Below are 16977 nucleotides of genomic sequence, written 5' to 3'. Positions count from 1 at the left end.
GGGCCGGCTTTAGCCCTGCAACTGGCTTGCAGGGCTTTTTTCAGCGCCTTGTTCACGATACCAGAGGCCCAGCATGCAGAAGGCAAACAGCAGCGCGAACGGAGTGGCCGGTATCGGCCGCTCCGCTGCAGCGGCCTCGCCGTCCGCCTTTGTGCCTGCCGCTGCCGTCACCGGTACCGCACGTGCCGCGTACTGCGCCGTAGCCTCAAGCCGTAAGGCGCGCTGCCACGCAGGCCAGTCGTTCGCCGCGTAGACATACTCCATCGCCGGCGCCATCCCTTCGGCCGTCAGCTTCATCCATCCAGCCTTCTGCGGCCAGAACGCCGCGCACACCGCATCCGCCTTGTCCGCGCGCGCCTGCATGAACAGCGGCGACTGCCCTTCCACCGTCAGCGCGGCACCGGTCTTCACGCCCTGCGCGCAAACTTCGGTGCGCAATCCCGGCACCGGCATCGGATCGTTCAGCTTCCACGCCGTTTTTAATTCGCTGTCCAACGCAATGCGGTCCATGGCGGCCTGCCACCACAGCGCGAGCTGCTGCGGTTCGCTGATGGCATGCTTGTGCCAGTCGGCCACGCCGATCCACACCACGCGGCCCTGTCCAACGATGCGCTGCCACATCCACGGGCGCTTCCTGCTGTCGCTGGCCAGCACGGACCATGGACCGCCGGCGCTATCGGCCGGATTCAAACCGGCGGGCGGCATGGCCATGCTGGTACCGAACTGCCGCATGTCCTCTTTCTCGGTGGTCGGCGACTGCTGATGCAGCGACAAACCGAAGTCACGTTGCCACACGCCCGTATCCGCCGCACTGGCGCCAAGGACCACCAGCGGTACGCCACGCCCGGCCTGCGCCATTAGGGCGCTGCGGGCGGACGGGCTCAGATGCTCCACGTAGGCCGCATCCACAAACATCGCATTCGGTGCGGACAACGGTTCGCGCGCGGTCTCGCTACGGGTGATGGCCTTGCCCAGCGTGACATTCCAGTCCAGGATCGCGCCGCCATCGGACAACAGCTGATTCAAGGTGCGCGCATCGAACGACGGTGCATCGAAGCGACCCTGTATCTGCAAGGGAACAGGCTCGTTCACTTGTAGCGGCACCGGACCTTGTGCGATGGTCTTGCCGGCGGCGTCCAGCAAGCGCGCCTGCAGCACCATGGCCTCCGCCACTGGCGGCAACCACTGCACCGACAGCTGCGCGGCCGACGACGGTCCGGATTCGGCCAGTACCTGCTTGTTCTCCGCCAGCAGCTGCAAGCGCCAGCCAGCCAGCGCCTGCCCCGCTACCGGCGCATGCGAGCGCCGCACGGAGAGCGTGAAGATGCGGCCGAGCGACATCGTGCGCGGGAAGTCCAGCCACAGCAAATCCGCAGCGGCCGGTTGCCATTGCAGCGGACGCGCGGGCAGATCGCGCCACTCGACCTCGCGCGCGCCGTCGCCGCTCAGGGCGATGGCGGTAGCGGCGGGAATCGCCATGCGTTCGGCGTCGCCAATGCGGCCGGTTGCGGTGTTCACGGCCAGCGGGCCGGCATCAGGTGCGGGCATGCGGATGTCGGCGATGGCCAGCGCCAGGCTAGCGCCGGCCGCGCCGACCAACGCCGCGTTGAGCCATTTCTTCTTGCGTCCGTAGAACGCCGCGCTGACGGCGCCCGTCGCCACCGCCGCTGCGGCCATCGCTGCGAAGGGTGGCGCGATGGCCGCGAAGTCGGTGGATATCATCATTTAGCCTGCTCCTTGCCATTCCATGCGCGGCCGAATGGCGTATCCGCCGAAGGGTGCGCCTGCAGCAGCACCGGCGCATCCGCCAGCGTGCCGCGCAACCAGGCACGCAACTCGCCACGGCATGGCACGCAGCCGTCCAGCACATCCTGTACCGCGCGCTGCGCGCCGAGTTTCTGTTCCTGGTCGCTGATGCGCGCGCCGATGGTGTCGCGTGCGGCCTTGCTCCACAACGCCGGCAACGGACCGTCATTCGACAGCGCCTGCACCAGTTCGCGCACTTCGGCCGGCACCGTGTCGCTGGCCGCGCCTTGCGCGCGCTTGTAGCTCATGGCGCCGACGATATCGCCGGTCATGCGCTTCTCTTCCTTCAGCGCAGGCGGCACGAAGGCCGTGCGGTGCAGGTAGACGCGTTCCGCCGATTGCAGTTCCTTGATCGCTTCCAGCGCTTTGTATTCGGGCGGCAGCGCGGGCTTGGGCGAGATGGCGCGCAGGGATTTTTCCGCGTCCCACATGGCGGACAAGGCGCGTTTCAATATGGCCTTTGTCTGCGGGTCGAAGATGGTGGCGTTGTCTTCCATGTCGTGCGCGTGGCCGAAGGCTTTCATGACGGAGATTTCGCTGCCCGGCCTTTCGGCGGCGCCGTGGTTTTCTTCGTGGCCGTGTTCTTCTTCGCCGAACAGGCTCGATTCCTCGCCAAGGAACTGGCCGTAGCGCAGGCGCAGCTTGGCCTGGTCGGAGGCGATGATTTCGCTGCGGTTGCGCAGCGTGGCTTGTGGCATGTCAGGGTGCGCTTTCAGGTCGGCCACCAGCTGTTCGGTGTCGATGATGATCTGGCGCTGGCTACGCAGGTTTTCCGGCTTGGCCATGGTTGGCAGCGCGGTCGACTCCAGGCTTTCGGCTTCGGCGCCGGGCAGGCGTAGCGTGTAGGTTGGCGATTGAGCGGTGTGCGGGCTCGGTGCGTTGTCGGTAGCGCGGACGAAGAAGTAGAGCTCATCGCCGGGCTCCATGCCGAGTTCCGCCAGCGTCCACTGCTTTTTCCAGTTGCGCGATTTGGGATCGGTCGATTGCGGTAGTGGCACTTCCTTGTCGCTGAAGCGGATGTTCTCGCCGCTGCCGCGCGCGAGCGTCATGTGCAGGCTGGCGCGCACGATGGCGTAGTCGTCTTTTGCGCTGACGGAGAGCTGCACGGTCTTGGCGTCTTTGGCCAGCATGTGGATCAGTTCCGTCGGTTCGACGATGGTGACTTGCGGCGCCTGGTCTGGCGTGACGCGGATGTTGTAGCGGCTGGAGGCTGTGCCGCGTGCGCGCCAGAACAGCGAGTCTTCAACGCGGAGTTTCGCGCAGTCTGCGGTGACGGGGAGCATTTGGCCGTCGCCCAGCTCCACGGCGGCCTGCGCGCCTTGCGGGTTGTTGATGCACCAGCGGACTTCCGAGTATTGCGGGATCTGGATGTCGCGAGCGCCGGTTTCGAATGGTGCTACGCCAGTGTAGATCGGTGGCGTGACGCGCAGGTGGATTTCGCCGTCGACGATCGGTTTGTTGGTTTGTGCGGCTGGCGGAGGTGCGGCGGGTGCGGCTTGCTTGCCTTGCCAGGCGGCGGCGCTGCTGGCGGTCAGCAGGCTGAGTGCCAGTGGCAGGATGGCGAATCGCGCGCGGTTGCGGGCGATGCTGTTGTAGTCGGCGTCGCTCAGTACTTCGGCTAGGCGGGTTTGCAGGCGTTGTTGCTGGAGTTTGGCGATCGGCGTGTGGGCTTCTGCGGCCAGCAGGGTGCTGCTGTCTTCCAGTTGCGGAATGGCGGCGTTCAGCCAGGAAGTCCATTGCTGGGCGATGCGGTGGTGCCAGCGGAAGGCGTCTGCAATGATCCAGGCGGCGCTGATGGCGATGGCTGCGGCCAGGGCCGGGCGGGCGGCGGGCAGCAGGTAGGTGGCCAGCGCCAGCGGCGCGATGACGGCCAGCCAATGCGGTGCGCGGCGGCGCAGGATGGCGCTCCAGAGGCGGCCGCGCAGATGGTCAGTGGCGGCGGGCATGGGTGAGTATCCGTTCGATCATGAAGAGGGCCAGCAAGGCCAGGGCGAGCCAGGTGGCGGGCTTGGCGTCGGTGATGGCGGGCGGCGTGTTGCGGGCGGCGGCGAAGGTTTGCGATGGCGGGGCGTAGGCTGGTGCGGGGGCGGCTGCCAGCAGTTGCCAGGCTTCGTAGAACGCGCGGGCGGTATCGGCGTCGCGCGGCGGGAAGGCGTCCGAGGTCCAGAGGCGGCCGCGCGGGGAGTCGGCGTATTTCAGCGTGATGCCGTTGATGGTCAGCGTTGAGGCTTTCGCCAGTTCGGGGAAGGCGGCTGGCGTGGCGGCGATCCACCAGTGCGGTGCGCGCCAGTTCGCGGGCGGCGCGGTGTCCTGCGTGTCCCAGACGATCAGCGTGGTGCCGGCGTTCGGCTCGGCGGCGAGCGTGTAGCGGACGGCGCTAGTGCCGGCGCTGTCGAAAGCAGCGAACAACGAACGCCACGCGCCACTGCGCGCAGCCGGCACGCCCAGCACGACCGGCGCGACCTGCGGCCCGACGGGCGAAGCTTGCTGTGCGGCCGGGCCGGGGCGTGAGCCGGGCGGCGACGCGTTCTGCGTAATGCGCGCAGCGGCAGGCCGCTGGGTGCGGAGTTCTAATTGGTGGCTGAATTGGGGCACGCGGGGCGGCATGGCTATTTGGTCGGCGCGGGCGATGATCAGCAGTTTGGCGGCCGGGCGCCAATCGCGTTCGTTCTGGCGCAGCCATTGCAGCGCGTCCGCCGGCAAGTCCATGCGGCTGGCCGCGCCGAAGCCGGCGGCGGCGATTTCTTTTTCTGCCCACGCCTTGTCGGCGCCGGCATCCACCAGCACCGTGTCGCCGCGCCAGGGGAAGATGGTGGCTGCCAGCCAGGCGATCAGCGCCACCAGCATCAGGCAGCGCAGCACCAGCAGCACCTTGTCGCGCCATTGCCAGACGCGCAGCTGCTCCGGCGTCGCCGACGGCAGGAAGCGCGCCGTCGCCAGCGGCTCGGCTTTCAGGCGTTGGCGCTTCTGGCGATGCCACCACACAGGCAGCAGCAGCACCGGCAACGCCAACCACCACAAAGGATAGGAACTCAAGATCATTTTGCCCGCGCTCCCACCAGCTGCAGCCAGCTGCGCAAGACGCCGCTCAAAGGCTGCTCGATGCGCGCCTCGTAGTGGACGATGTTGTTTTGACGGCAGCTGCCCACCACGCCATCAAAGTGCGCGCGGCTTTGCTGCTTGTAGATTTCGCGGTCCGCATTGCTCATGCGGTGCAGACCGTCGGCTTGTTCCGGATCGCGATACGCGGAACCGGATTTGAAACTGGCGTCCACTTCCGCCTGCGTGCGCAACGTCAGCAAACGCACGTCGTGGCGCATATTGCGCAGCCGTAGCAGGGCCTCGCTCAACGGCGACGGCCAGTCGAGAAAATCGCTGGCGGCGAAGATCATGCTGGGCGAACGGGCGAAGTGCAGATTGGCGCGCAGTACATCGGCGGCTGGCAGCTCGCCTCGCGGTTCTGCTTTCGACAGGGCGGCCAGCACGCGCTGCAACTGGCGCGGCCCGCGCGACGCCTGAGTGAAATCGACTTTGCCATCGCTGCACACCACCAGGCCGAAGGCATCGCCCTGGCGCTGCGCGATGGCGGCCACACAGGCCAGCACCGTGCGCGCGAACCAGAGCTTGTCGACGCCATTGATCTCGCGGCTTGGTTCGGCCATCGACGCGGTGGCGTCCAGCACCAGCCAGGTCGCCACATGGCTGTCGCGCTCCGCCTCGCGGACGAAGTAGCGGTCGGCGCGGGCCAACAGCTTCCAGTCCACGCGGCGCCATTCATCGCCGGGCGAATAGGCGCGGTATTCCGAGAACTCGACGCCGGCGCCGCGCTCTCGGCCCGCATGGATGCCATGACCCAGGCCCGCCAGCACATGGCGGATCACCAGCTCCAGATCCTTGGTCCGGGCCATCATGGCCGTCATGGCGCCGGCCGGCGACACGCCATTGGACGCACCAGCGGCCTCGTCTTTGGGCGACTTTGCGGTAGTCTGCATCGGCTGCTTATTCAGGGCGGATATGCTCGCGCAGCGCCTGCAGGATGTCGGCAATCGCCACGCCATCCGCTTCCGCCTCGAAGTTGCGCAGCACGCGGTGCGCCAGCACCGGCAGCAGCATCTCGCCGATATCCTCGCGCGTGACGGCCAAGCGGCCCTTCATCAGCGCACGCGCCTTGGACGCCAGCACCAGCGCCTGGCCGGCGCGCGGACCCGCACCCCAGCCGATATGCTTGGTCACCGCCGGCACCGTGGTCAGCGCCGGACGCGTGGCGCGCACCAGGCGCGTGGCATACGCCACCAGATGATCGCCGATCTCGATATCGCGTACCAGCTGCTGCAGGCGCAGCAGCGTCGCCACATCCATCACCGGCTCGGCATCCTTCAGGCCCGCGTTGGTGGTGGCGGACACCATGGCGATCTCCTCTTCCTCGCTCGGATACACCACGTCGATGCGCAGCAGGAAGCGGTCCAGCTGCGCTTCCGGCAGCGGATACGTGCCCGCCTGCTCGATCGGATTCTGCGTCGCCAGCACAAAGAAAGGCTTGGGCAGCTTGTGGGTCTGGCCGGCGAACGTCACCGAACGTTCCTGCATCGCCTCCAGCAAGGCCGACTGCGTCTTCGGCGGCGCGCGGTTGATCTCGTCGGCCAGCAGCACCTGCGTGAACACCGGCCCTTGCTGGAAGCGGAACTCGCGCTTGCGCGTCGCATGGTCTTCTTCCAGGATTTCGGTGCCGACGATATCGGACGGCATCAGGTCCGGCGTGAACTGCACGCGATGGAAGTCCAGCTCCGTGGCCTGCGACAGCGACTTCACCAGCAGCGTCTTGCCCAGTCCCGGCACGCCTTCCACCAGCGCGTGGCCGCCGGCCAGCAGGCAGATGATCAGCGAATCGATCACATTCTCCTGACCGATAATCACGCGCGACATGCTGGCCTTCAGCGCCTTCACCTTGGCCGTCAACGCACCGATTTCTTGTTCGCTCCAGGCGATTGCACCATCAGCCATAATAACTACGCTCCCAACGCATATTGAATGATATTGACCGCAAAGCGGGTATTGTCGACCGCGAGAAAACGCTTGTTGCGAAAGTCATAGTCCCACTCGCAGCCGTAGTCCTTGTTGCTGTACAAAAGCCGCACGCGGCCACCCACCTCGACCGCCTTCAGGTAGTCGTGCACCAGGTCGTCGCCCCAGCCGTTCAGCTCCACGCCGGTATTCGGCGGTCCGTCCTCGAACTTGAAGAAGCTCGAATAAATCGGATGGTTGTTGGGGATCTTGTGCAGCGCCTTCGGCCCGAAGATACGGGCGATTTCAGCCTCGAACGATTTCGCGAACAGCCCGTCGATGTCGTGATTGCAGTCGTCCACGAACAAGAAGCCGCCGCCCTTGATGTAGCGCTCCAGGTTCTTGCGTTCGGCCGCCGTGAACTGCACCAGCTTGTGGCCGGCGAAATAGCAGAACGGCGCCTCCAGCATCTTCGGATCGGACAGCGCGACGATGCGCTCAACGGGATCGACCCGCAAGGTCGTGTATTCGACCAGCGAATTGAGCACGTTGCTGGGCATGCGGACATCCACATCCCAGTCGCCCGACTCGTAAGTCAGGCGCGTGAAATAGAAATCGTATGAGGCCACGCGGTTACCTTAATCCTTATACCGCGTCCGACAGCGACGTGAAGTTGAAGTCGCGCACCTTCATCGCCGGAATCAGCATCTGGTAGCGCACCTCATCGCCGCCGATGCGCACCGGCTTGCCCAGTTCATCGATATTGTTCAGCATCGTCACCGGGCTTTCGTTGAAGCGGAAGTTCTTCACCGGATGCTTGATCTTGCCGTTCTCGATATAGAAAGTGCCGTCACGCGTCAGGCCGGTGAGCAGCAGCGATTGCGGGTCCACCATGCGGATGTACCAGGTGCGCGTCACCAGGATGCCCTTCTTGGTCGAAGCGATCAGCTCCTCGGTGCTCTTGCCGCCGCCGGCCATGATCATATTGCCGTGCCGGCCCGTGGCGCGCTGGCCCTGCTTCTCGGCCCAGAAGCGCGTGTAATCGAGCGAGGCTACCTTGCCGCCCTTGATCACGTCCTGGCGCTCGCGCGCCAGCATGGCCTGGTTATCCCACGGCAGCACCGGCACTTCCTCGTTCCACGGATCGGCCCAGATATTGACCTGCTCATCGAACAGCTTCTCGCCCAGGCGATTGCCGCCGCCCTTCTTCGACAGGAAGCTGCGGCCCTCGTCGGCCTGGCGAGCATCGAAGGCGCCGAACATGCGGCCGATGATCTCCGACGTCGCCGCCGGCTCCAGGATCACGGTGTAGCGGCCCGGTTCCAGTGCCTTGGCCTCGACCGATTTCACCGCCTTCTCGATGGCGATCTCGGACGCTTCGCGCGCATCGAACTTGCGCGCATCGTTGGCGGAACGGGTTACCCAGCCGGAGCCGCGACCATCTTCGGTGCGGGTGGTGACGGTGAAACCGAGATTGCTCAAGGTCTGGTAGCCGAACACGCCGTTCGAATTCGCCACGGTTTCAAAACCGGTGGTGTCGCTGAAGAAGCCCGCAGCGATCAAGCCCTGCTTCTTGGCCGAGTTGATACTGGCCGCAGCCACTTCCGCGCGGTACTCGGGATCGATGGCGGCGGTGGCCGCGCTGTAGGTGTTGGACGGCTTGAAATCCTGCTTCTTGATCGCCGCCAGGAACTCCGGATTCTCCGGCGCCAGGCGGGCCACGTCTTCCGCGCGGCGTACCACATTTTCCAGCGACTTCTCATCGAACTCATTGATGGTTGCCGTGCCCTGCTTCTTGCCGAAAGCGACGCTCACGGTCAGCTGGGTGTTCTCGATCATGCCCGCCGTGGAGACCTCGTTGCGCGCATAGCGGATATTGCCATTGCGGCTGCCGTTGATCTGTACCCGGCACTCGTCGGCCTTGGACAGCGACATCACCTTGTCGCAAATCCGCTTGGCTTCTTCCTGTGACAGCATCTTCATGTTTTATCCAATCTTGCGGGCAGTGTTGATCACGTTGATGCCGCTGAAGCGCGTCGTCGGCGAACCGTGCGACACCGCGCTGACCTGGCTAGGCTGGCCCTTGCCGTCGAAGAAGGAGCCGCCCATGCGCCAGTCGCGTTCATCGCACAGCGCCGTGCAGGCGTTCCAGAATTCCTGGGTGTTCGACTGATAGGCCACGTCTTCCAGCTGGTTGACGATCTTGCCGTTCTTGATTTCGAAGTACAGCTGGCCGCCGAACTGGAAGTTGTAGCGCTGCTGGTCGATCGAGTACGAACCGCGACCCAGGATGTAGATGCCCTTCTTGATGTCCTTGACCATCTCGTCCGGCGTCAGCTTCTTCTTGCCCGCTTCCAGCGACACGTTGGGCATGCGCTGGAACTGCACGCTGCTCCAGCTGTCCGCATACGAGCAACCGTGCGATTCCTTCTCGCCAATCATGGCCGCCTGGTCGCGCGTGGCCTGGTAGTTGACCAGAATGCCGTTGCGGATCAGATCCCAGCGCTTGGCGGCCACGCCTTCATCGTCGTAGGCCACCAGGCCGAGCGAGGCCGGCGTGGTCTTGTCGGCGACGATGTTGACCAGGTCCGAACCGTATTTGAAATTCTTGGTCTTCCACTTGTCCAGCGTGGCGAAGCTGGTGCCGGCGTAATTGGCCTCGTAACCCAGCACGCGATCGAGTTCGGTGGCGTGGCCGACCGACTCGTGGATGGTCAGGAACAGGTGTTCCGGCGACAGCACCAGATCGTACTTGCCCGGTTCGACCGTTTTCGCGGTCAGCTTCTCGCGCGACTGGCGGCCCGCCGCGCGCGCATCTTCGATCAGATCGTAGGCGCCCTTGTACAGCGTGGTCACGCCGCCTGCCGCCTTGACGCGGTTCTCCGGTTTGCAGTCGAAGAATTCATAGCCCATGCTGGCCGGCGACGACAAACCATCGCGCGTGCGGAACTTGCCGCTGGCCTTGTCCACCGCCGTGGCGGTGAACGGCGACCACAGACGATGGATGTCCTGGTCGATGTAGGAACCGTCGGTGGAGGCGAAGTACTTCTGCTGGTTCACCTGGAACAGCATGGAGCGCATGAAGTTCGCACCCGCATCCATGCCGGCCTTGTTGGCGGCGATCAGCAGCTCGGCCTTCTCGGCGATCGGCACGGCGCGCCAGTCCTTCTTGAACGGCGTGGCCCATGCCACTTCGCCCACGCCCTTCACCGGCGCCAGCACCACCGGCTCGCCCTGCAGGCGGGCGTTGGCCTTGGCGATGGCCACCGCCTGGCGCGCGGCGTCCGCCACCGAGTCCAGGGTCATGACGTTGGTCGAGCAGAAACCGTAGGCGCCGCCGGCGATCACGCGCACGCCCACGCCCGACGATTCGGTATTGACGATATCTTCCACGTTCAAATCACGCGTGGTGATGAACTGGTTCAGGTAGCGGCCGATGCGCACGTCGCAATACGTGGCACCGGCCTTGGTGGCCGCGTTCATGGCGGCGTCGGCCAGCGACTTCTTGAACTGCACAGCCATGGGGTTGAGCAGCTCTTCAGCTGCGATGGCGTTGCCGAAGACCGGCACCAGCAGGCTGCTGCCATACATGGCGCCTACTTTTAGAAATGAACGACGTTCCACTTTTAACTCCTGAAAAAAACGTTTACACCGCGTCCGACAACGACGTGAAGTTGAAGTCGCGGACCTTCATGGCCGGCACCAGCAACTGGAACTGCGACTCGTCACCCGACAGAATTTCCGGCTTGCCGATTTCGTCGATATTGTTCAACATCGTCACCGGGCTTTCGTTGAAGCGGAAGTTCTTGATCGGATGCTTGATCTTGCCGTTCTCGATGTAGAAGGTGCCGTCGCGGGTCAAGCCGGTGAGCAGCAGCGATTGCGGGTCCACCATGCGGATATACCAGGTGCGGGTGACCAGGATGCCCTTCTTGGTGTTGGCGATCAGCTCTTCGGTCGACTTGTTGGTGCCGGCCATGATGATGTTGCCCGGCGAGCCGATGGCGCGCTGGTTCATCTTCTTGGCCCAGTATGGCGAGTAGCCGAGCGACGCGATCTTGCCGTTCTTGATGATGTCCTGGCGTTCGCGCGCCAGCATGGTTTGCGCATCGAACGGCAGCACCGCCACATCCTTGTCCCATGGGTCGGTCCAGATGTTGACCTGCTCGTCGAACAGCTTCTCGCCCATGCGATTGCCGCCGCCTTTTTTCGACAGGAAGCTGCGGCCTTCATCGGCCGAACGCGCGTCGAAGGCGTTGAACATATACGCCAGCACGTCCGAGGTGGCGGCCGGCTCCAGGATCACGGTGTAGCGGCCCGGCTCCAGCGCTTTCGCATCGACCGAACGCAGCGCCTTCTCGATGGCGATATCGGATGCGGCGCGCGCATCGAACTTGCCGGCGTCGCCCACGCTGCGCTTGACCCAGCCCGAACCACGGCCGTCTTCGGTGCGCACGGTCAGCGTGAAGTCCAGGCCCGTATCCTTCTGGTAGCCGAACACGCCGTTCGAGTTGGCGATCGAGGTGAACGAGGTGCCGTCGGTGAAGAAGCCTGCCGCCACCAGCTTGTTCTTCTTGCTGTTCTCGATGCTGTAGGCCGCCACCTGGGCGCGGAATTCAGGATCGATGTCGGCGGTCTTCTGGAAGAAGGTCTCGGTGGACTTGTACTCTTGCTTGGTCGGCGTCGGCATGAACTCCGGATTTTCCGGCGCCAGGCGGGCCAGGTCTTCCGCGCGGCGCACGGCTTTTTCCAGCGACTTCTCGTCGAACTCATTGACCGTGGCGGTGCCCTGCTTTTTACCGAAAGCGACGGAGACCACCAGCTGCGTATCTTCGATCAAGCCGGCGGTCGACACGGCGTTGCGCGCATAGCGGATATTGCCCTTGCGGCTACCGTTGATGGTGACTTCGCACTGGTCGGCCTTGGTCAGCGCCAGCACTTTATCGCTGATGCGCTTGGTCTCTTCTTGACTCAGGAATTTCATCTTTTCTCTCTCCAGGGCTTAGCCGATTTTGCGGGCGGTGTTGATAACGTTGATGCCGTTGAAGCGCGTGGTGGACGCGCCGTGCGACACGATGGACACTTGCGGCGGCTGGCCTTTACCGTCGAAGAAGGAACCGCCCATGCGCCAATCGCGCTCATCGCAAATACCCACGCAGGCGTTCCAGAACTCCTGGGTGTTGGACTGGTAAGCCACGTCCTCCAGCTGCTGGCCGATCTTGCCGTTCTTGATTTCGTAGAACAGCTGGCCGCCGAACTGGAAGTTGTAGCGTTGCTGGTCGATCGAGAAGGAACCGTCGCCGACGATGTAGATACCCTTCTTGACGTCCTTGATCATTTCGTCCGGCGTCATCTTCTTCTTGCCGGCCTTGAGCGAAACGTTCGGCATACGCTGGAACTGCACATTGGCCCAGTTGTCCGCATACGAGCAGCCGTGCGATTCCTTCTCGCCGATGATGTGGGCCTGGTCGCGCGTGGCCTGGTAGTTGACCAGGATGCCGTCCTTGATGATGTCCCAGTTCTTGCACTTGACGCCTTCGTCGTCGTAGCCGACCGCGCCCAGCGAACCGGGACGGGTCTTGTCGGCTTCGATGTTGACCAGGTCCGAGCCGTACTTGAACTTCTTGGTCTGCCATTTATCGAGCGTGGCGAAGCTGGTGCCGGCGTAGTTGGCCTCGTAGCCCAGCACGCGATCGAGTTCGGTCGGGTGGCCGACGGATTCGTGAATGGTCAGCCACAGGTGTTCCGGCGTCAGCACCAGGTCGTACTTGCCCGGTTCGACCGACTTGGCTTTCAGCTTGGCCTTGGCCTGCTTGCCGGCCAGGCGCGCATCTTCGATCAAATCGTAGGACTTGGTGTACAGCGTGGTCACGCCGCCGGCCGCCTGCAGCTTGTGCTCGGGACGCGCGTCGAGATATTCGTAACCCATGCCGACCGGCGCCGACAGGCCCTGGCGGGTGCGGAACTTGTTCTCTTTCTGGTCCACGGCGGTGGCGAAGAACGGCATCCACAGGCGATGGATGTCCTGGTCGATGTAGGAGCCGTCGGTGGAAGCGAAGTACTTCTGCTGGTTGACCTGGAACAGCAAGGACTGCATGAAGCTGGCGCCGCCGTCCATGCCGGCCTTGTTGGCGGCGATCAGCAGCTCGGCCTTTTCCTTGATGGCGACGGTGCGCCAGTCCTTGGTGATCGGCGTGGCCCACGAGACTTCGCCCACGCCTTTGACCGGCGCCAGGATCAGCGGTTCGGTTTGCAGCTTGGCGTTGGCCTTGGCGATGGCGACGGCCTGGCGCGCGGCGCCGGCCACGCCGTCCGGCGTCATGTCGTTGGTGGCGGCAAAGCCGTAGGCGCCGCCGGCGATCACGCGCACGCCGACACCGGCCGATTCCGTGTTGACCACGTTCTCAACGTTGAGGTCGCGCGTGGTGAGGAACTGGTTCAGGTAGCGGCCGATGCGCACGTCGCAGTACGACGCGCCGGCCTGGGTGGCGGCCGACATGGCGGTGTCCGCCAGGGCCTTCTTGAACTTTACATCCACCGGCTTGAGCAGTTCTTCGGCGGCGATTGCGCGCCCGAACGAGGGCAGCAGCATCGTGCCCATAGCCAGACTACTGATATTGAGGAATGCACGTCGTTCCATATTCTCTCCAACGTTGTTGTGGGCCAGCCGCCCAGGTGGTTCTGCTTTTTATTTGCTTTTATTGCTCTATCTAAAATGATAATGCTTGTTACTTTACGTTACATCAGAATAATTTTTGCCGCTTCGTGCTGATTGCAAAATGTATGCCATCTACTAACGTTGTGCAAGTGTCTGTTTTAAGTGCCCAAAGTGTCCGATCCGGTGTCCGCCGAGTGTCCGCAGGGCGTCCGCGCACTGCATGGGTGCGCGGACTTTCATTTCACTTGACCTGTTGACAAGCTTGCCCGATGATCGCGCAGGGCGCGCGGATGCGTCGCTCCGATCCAACACTCAGGAGACTGTGCATGAAACGATACGTACTGGCCGCACTGGCCACCACGATGCTGTTCGGCGCGACCGGCGCCGCACTGGCCGACGATGCGCTGAAAGCGGCTATCGCCGCGCCTGGCCGCACGCCGGACAATGTGAAACGCGACGTCTATCGTCACCCGTATGAAACGCTGAACTTCTTCGGCATCAAGCCGAACATGACGGTGGTGGAACTGGCGCCGGGCGGCGGCTGGTACACGGAGATCCTGGCGCCCTACCTGCGCAACAACGGCAAGCTGATTACCGGCGGCAGCGACCTGGCCTCGCCGAACGAGAACGAACGCAAGTCGGCCGAGCGCTGGCTGGCGCGCCTGAGCGCCAAGCCTGAGGTGTACAACAAGGTGGCGATCGGCGTGTTCTCGCCGGGCCGCAAATATGAGATGGCGCCGCCGAACAGCGTCGACATGGTGGTCACCTTCCGCAATATCCACAACTGGATTCCGCTGGGTCCGGAGAAGATGAAGGAATTGTTCGGCAGCCTGTACACGGTGCTGAAACCGGGCGGCGTGCTGGGCATCGAAGAGCACCGCCTGCCGGCGTCGAAGACGCAGGATGCGGAGGCCAGCAGCGGCTATATGCACGAGCAGTATGTGATCAAGCTGGCCGAGGCGGCGGGCTTCAAGCTGGCCGCGAAGTCGGAGGTGAACGCCAACCCGAAGGACACGGCAGATCACAAGAACGGCGTGTGGGCACTGCCGCCGACCTTGACCAACAAGGATGAGGACAAGGCGAAGTATCAGGCGATCGGCGAGAGCGACCGCATGACGCTCAAATTCGTCAAACCCTGAACCCGCACTTCGGTCCGTCGCGGGGTCGGACCCCGTGCGGGGTCCGCCCCCTCTGTCGTAGTGCGGGTTAGAAGCGCGTAAATTTGGTTTCGTCCGGAGTTCCCTCCGCGATCAACCCGAGATTGCGCGCCGCGCGGCCGCCGGCGCCGGGGTGTGGCGCCGACGACCGTCGCGCCACCACCCTCGGCCCCTCCTCCACCACATACTGCTTGAACACCGCCATCAAGCGCCGCAGCTGCTCGGCCTGCGCACTCATCTCTTCCGCCGTCGCCGCCAACTCTTCCGAACTGGCCGCATTCACCTGCGTGGTCTCGCTTAGCTGCACCACCGCGCTATTAATCTGCCGCACGCCGGAACTCTGCTCCTCCGACGCCGCCGTGATCTCCTGCACCAGCTCCGACGTCTTGCGTATATTCGGCGCCAATTGATCGAACATCGCGCCGGCCTGCTCCGCCAGCTTCACGCTGTCGGCCGCCACTTCACTGATCTCCTGCGCCGCCACCTGGCTGCGCTCGGCCAGCTTGCGCACCTCGGCCGCCACCACCGCGAAACCCTTGCCATGCTCGCCCGCGCGCGCCGCTTCGATCGCCGCGTTCAAGGCCAACAAGTTGGTCTGGTAAGCGATATCGTCGATGATGCCGATCTTGCCGGCGATCTGCTTCATGGCCGTCGCCGTCGCCTTCACCACCTCGCCGCCGCGCGCCGCCTCCAGCGCCGCCTGGGTGGCGATGCCGTCGGTGATCTTGGCGTTCTCGGTGTTCTGCGCGATCGACGCCGTCATCTGCTCGATCGAGGCGCTGGTTTCTTCCACGCCGGCCGCCTGCTCGCTCGACGCCTGCGACAGCGACTGCGCCGTGGCGCTCACTTCCTGCGAGGCGCCCGACAGGCTGCCCACCACCATCTGCACTTCGCGCACGATGCCCGACAGGCTGCGCGCCAGCCAGAACGCCAGCACACAGCCGAATAGCGCGATCACCAGGTCCACCGCCAGTATCATGCGCTTGGCGGAGTCGGTCACCTCGGTCATGGCGGCCGACTCGCGCTGCGTTTCGTCCGCGTTCACCTTCAGCAGCTTGCGGAATGCGGAGGCGATGGCTTCGTCGGCGCCCTTGATGTTCTTGTCCATCTCCAGCGCCGTCATGCCCTTCTCGCGCATGCCCTCCAGCTCGGACATGCTGTGGTCATAGCTTTTGACGCCGGCCTGCACTTCGGCCAGCAGCGCCTGCTCCGAAGCCGTCAGCGGCCCGGCGTCGCGGTACGCCGCCATCTCCTTCTCGATCAGCGCCAGTTCGGCGCGGAACTGCACGTTGCTGTCAGGCCCGCGCAGGATGTAGTTCTTGAACAGGCGCACGGCGCGGCCGTGCGCGGTCACGCCCTCCAGCACCGCGTTCTTGCGCGCCAGCGTGACGTCTTCAAACTCGGTCCAATGCTCATGCAGGGAGGTCAGCTTGGCAAAGGCGATCACGCCCAGCAGCACAACCAGCGCCACAATTACGCCAAACCCGGCGTGCAGCCGGGTCTCCATTTTCATTCGACTGAACATGGCCTGCCACCTTTTGAGGAGATTGATTCCCAATCATTGTGAACCTATATTTCGCCTCAAAACTCACGAATACTCACCGGCGCTAATGCTGCAGCCATTGCTTTTGCAGACGCGCGAAACTGCCATCCTGCTTCATGTGCTCCAGCGCCCGGCGCCACTGCGCAACCTGCGCTTCCGGGGCATCCACAGGGAAGGTCAGATAGCTCTCTATGTTCATCAGGAACAGTACCGGTTCCACCACACCCGGCGCCACCTTGGCTTGCGCCAGCAACGCCGGCAGTTGTTCGCGGTCGAGCACCATGGCCTGGCGGCGGCCCGCCAGCAGCATGGTCAACATGGTCTTGGTGCTGTTGACCGGCTCCAGGTTGGTGAAGCCGGCGTCGTTCAGATATTGGTAGGCGTAGAAGTCGCGCGACAGCAGGATGCCGTCAAGCGTGCGTGCATCGTCCAGCACATGCAGGTGCACATGCGATCCGCGCAGGGCGTAGAGATTGGTCTGGGCGTCCAGCACCGGCCCCACCCACTGGAACAGCGCCTCGCGCGCCGGCGTGCGCTTGGGGCAGGCCAGCACCACGTTCTCGCCGGCCAGCGCCATGCGGTAGGCGCGCGCCCACGGCACCACCTGCATCGGCGTGTGGTCGGCCACGCGGCGCTGGATTTCCTTCACCACCTCGGCGCAAAAGCCGGTGACCACGCCGTTGCGCATGAAGTACAGCGGCGCGATGTCCGCGCCCAAGATGCGCAAGGGGCCGCGTGCGGCCGTGGCGGGTGCTGCGGGCATCGCCAGCAGCAAGGCCACGACACAGGGAATCCAGCGCATTAAACATCCT

At 64.2% G+C, this 16977-nt stretch carries 13 protein-coding genes; 1 reads left to right on the top strand and 12 read right to left on the bottom strand.

Features of this window, described 5'->3' with window-relative positions; all coding sequences use genetic code 11:
- Positions 1–9 precede the first annotated feature (9 nt).
- From ACXZ1M_RS15420 to ACXZ1M_RS15375, 10 genes are read right to left on the bottom strand one after another with little or no spacing between them, the layout of a single operon-like run.
- Complete coding sequence (locus ACXZ1M_RS15420) at positions 10–1725, bottom strand: hypothetical protein (protein WP_459048573.1); 1716 nt, start codon at positions 1723–1725, stop codon at positions 10–12.
- Positions 1722–3752 (bottom strand): DUF4175 family protein, encoded by a 2031-nt coding sequence (locus ACXZ1M_RS15415; protein WP_459048572.1) that lies wholly within the window; start codon positions 3750–3752, stop codon positions 1722–1724. The genes ACXZ1M_RS15420 and ACXZ1M_RS15415 overlap by 4 nt, the downstream gene beginning before the upstream one ends.
- Entirely contained in the window at positions 3736–4848 is a 1113-nt protein-coding gene (locus tag ACXZ1M_RS15410) for a BatA domain-containing protein (protein WP_459048571.1), read from the bottom strand. Before ACXZ1M_RS15410 ends, ACXZ1M_RS15415 begins: the two co-directional genes overlap by 17 nt.
- The gene (locus ACXZ1M_RS15405; RefSeq protein ID WP_459048570.1) at positions 4845–5798 is read right to left on the bottom strand and encodes a DUF58 domain-containing protein; all 954 of its coding nucleotides are present in this window, start codon (positions 5796–5798) and stop codon (positions 4845–4847) included. The genes ACXZ1M_RS15410 and ACXZ1M_RS15405 overlap by 4 nt, the downstream gene beginning before the upstream one ends.
- Positions 5799–5805: 7 nt before the next feature.
- Entirely contained in the window at positions 5806–6807 is a 1002-nt protein-coding gene (locus ACXZ1M_RS15400) for an AAA family ATPase (protein ID WP_459048569.1), read from the bottom strand.
- A gap of 5 nt (positions 6808–6812) precedes the next feature.
- A complete protein-coding gene (locus ACXZ1M_RS15395; RefSeq protein WP_373990099.1) occupies positions 6813–7436 on the bottom strand; it encodes a DUF4159 domain-containing protein in 624 nt (207 codons plus the stop codon).
- A gap of 16 nt (positions 7437–7452) precedes the next feature.
- A complete protein-coding gene (locus ACXZ1M_RS15390; RefSeq protein WP_459048568.1) occupies positions 7453–8790 on the bottom strand; it encodes a TldD/PmbA family protein in 1338 nt (445 codons plus the stop codon).
- A gap of 3 nt (positions 8791–8793) precedes the next feature.
- Positions 8794–10431 (bottom strand): TldD/PmbA family protein, encoded by a 1638-nt coding sequence (locus tag ACXZ1M_RS15385; protein WP_459048567.1) that lies wholly within the window; start codon positions 10429–10431, stop codon positions 8794–8796.
- A gap of 22 nt (positions 10432–10453) precedes the next feature.
- Positions 10454–11791, bottom strand: a complete 1338-nt coding sequence (locus ACXZ1M_RS15380) for a TldD/PmbA family protein (protein WP_459048566.1) — start codon at positions 11789–11791, stop codon at positions 10454–10456.
- An 18-nt stretch (positions 11792–11809) separates the two neighbouring features.
- Complete coding sequence (locus ACXZ1M_RS15375; RefSeq protein ID WP_459048565.1) at positions 11810–13447, bottom strand: TldD/PmbA family protein; 1638 nt, start codon at positions 13445–13447, stop codon at positions 11810–11812.
- A gap of 344 nt (positions 13448–13791) precedes the next feature.
- Between ACXZ1M_RS15375 and ACXZ1M_RS15370 the strand changes: the two genes are divergently transcribed.
- Positions 13792–14604 (top strand): class I SAM-dependent methyltransferase, encoded by an 813-nt coding sequence (locus ACXZ1M_RS15370; protein ID WP_459048564.1) that lies wholly within the window; start codon positions 13792–13794, stop codon positions 14602–14604.
- Between the two features lie 67 nt (positions 14605–14671).
- Here the strand turns inward: ACXZ1M_RS15370 and ACXZ1M_RS15365 are convergent, their stop codons facing one another.
- Positions 14672–16147, bottom strand: coding sequence for a methyl-accepting chemotaxis protein (locus tag ACXZ1M_RS15365; protein WP_459048563.1), 1476 nt, complete (start codon positions 16145–16147; stop codon positions 14672–14674).
- A gap of 82 nt (positions 16148–16229) precedes the next feature.
- A complete protein-coding gene (locus tag ACXZ1M_RS15360) occupies positions 16230–16967 on the bottom strand; it encodes a substrate-binding periplasmic protein (RefSeq protein WP_459048562.1) in 738 nt (245 codons plus the stop codon).
- Positions 16968–16977: the final 10 nt, after the last annotated feature.

The sequence above is a fragment of the Duganella paludis genome, assembly GCF_054461335.1.
This window is presented reverse-complemented; position numbering and strand designations above follow the sequence as displayed.

Coding starts and splice junctions, on each gene's coding strand:
- ACXZ1M_RS15420 (WP_459048573.1), bottom strand. CDS start 1,725: ATGATGATATCCACCGACTTCGCGGCCATCGCGCCACCCTTCGCAGCG.
- ACXZ1M_RS15415 (WP_459048572.1), bottom strand. CDS start 3,752: ATGCCCGCCGCCACTGACCATCTGCGCGGCCGCCTCTGGAGCGCCATC.
- ACXZ1M_RS15410 (WP_459048571.1), bottom strand. CDS start 4,848: ATGATCTTGAGTTCCTATCCTTTGTGGTGGTTGGCGTTGCCGGTGCTG.
- ACXZ1M_RS15405 (WP_459048570.1), bottom strand. CDS start 5,798: ATGCAGACTACCGCAAAGTCGCCCAAAGACGAGGCCGCTGGTGCGTCC.
- ACXZ1M_RS15400 (WP_459048569.1), bottom strand. CDS start 6,807: ATGGCTGATGGTGCAATCGCCTGGAGCGAACAAGAAATCGGTGCGTTG.
- ACXZ1M_RS15390 (WP_459048568.1), bottom strand. CDS start 8,790: ATGAAGATGCTGTCACAGGAAGAAGCCAAGCGGATTTGCGACAAGGTG.
- ACXZ1M_RS15380 (WP_459048566.1), bottom strand. CDS start 11,791: ATGAAATTCCTGAGTCAAGAAGAGACCAAGCGCATCAGCGATAAAGTG.
- ACXZ1M_RS15375 (WP_459048565.1), bottom strand. CDS start 13,447: ATGGAACGACGTGCATTCCTCAATATCAGTAGTCTGGCTATGGGCACG.
- ACXZ1M_RS15370 (WP_459048564.1), top strand. CDS start 13,792: ATGAAACGATACGTACTGGCCGCACTGGCCACCACGATGCTGTTCGGC.
- ACXZ1M_RS15365 (WP_459048563.1), bottom strand. CDS start 16,147: ATGTTCAGTCGAATGAAAATGGAGACCCGGCTGCACGCCGGGTTTGGC.
- ACXZ1M_RS15360 (WP_459048562.1), bottom strand. CDS start 16,967: ATGCGCTGGATTCCCTGTGTCGTGGCCTTGCTGCTGGCGATGCCCGCA.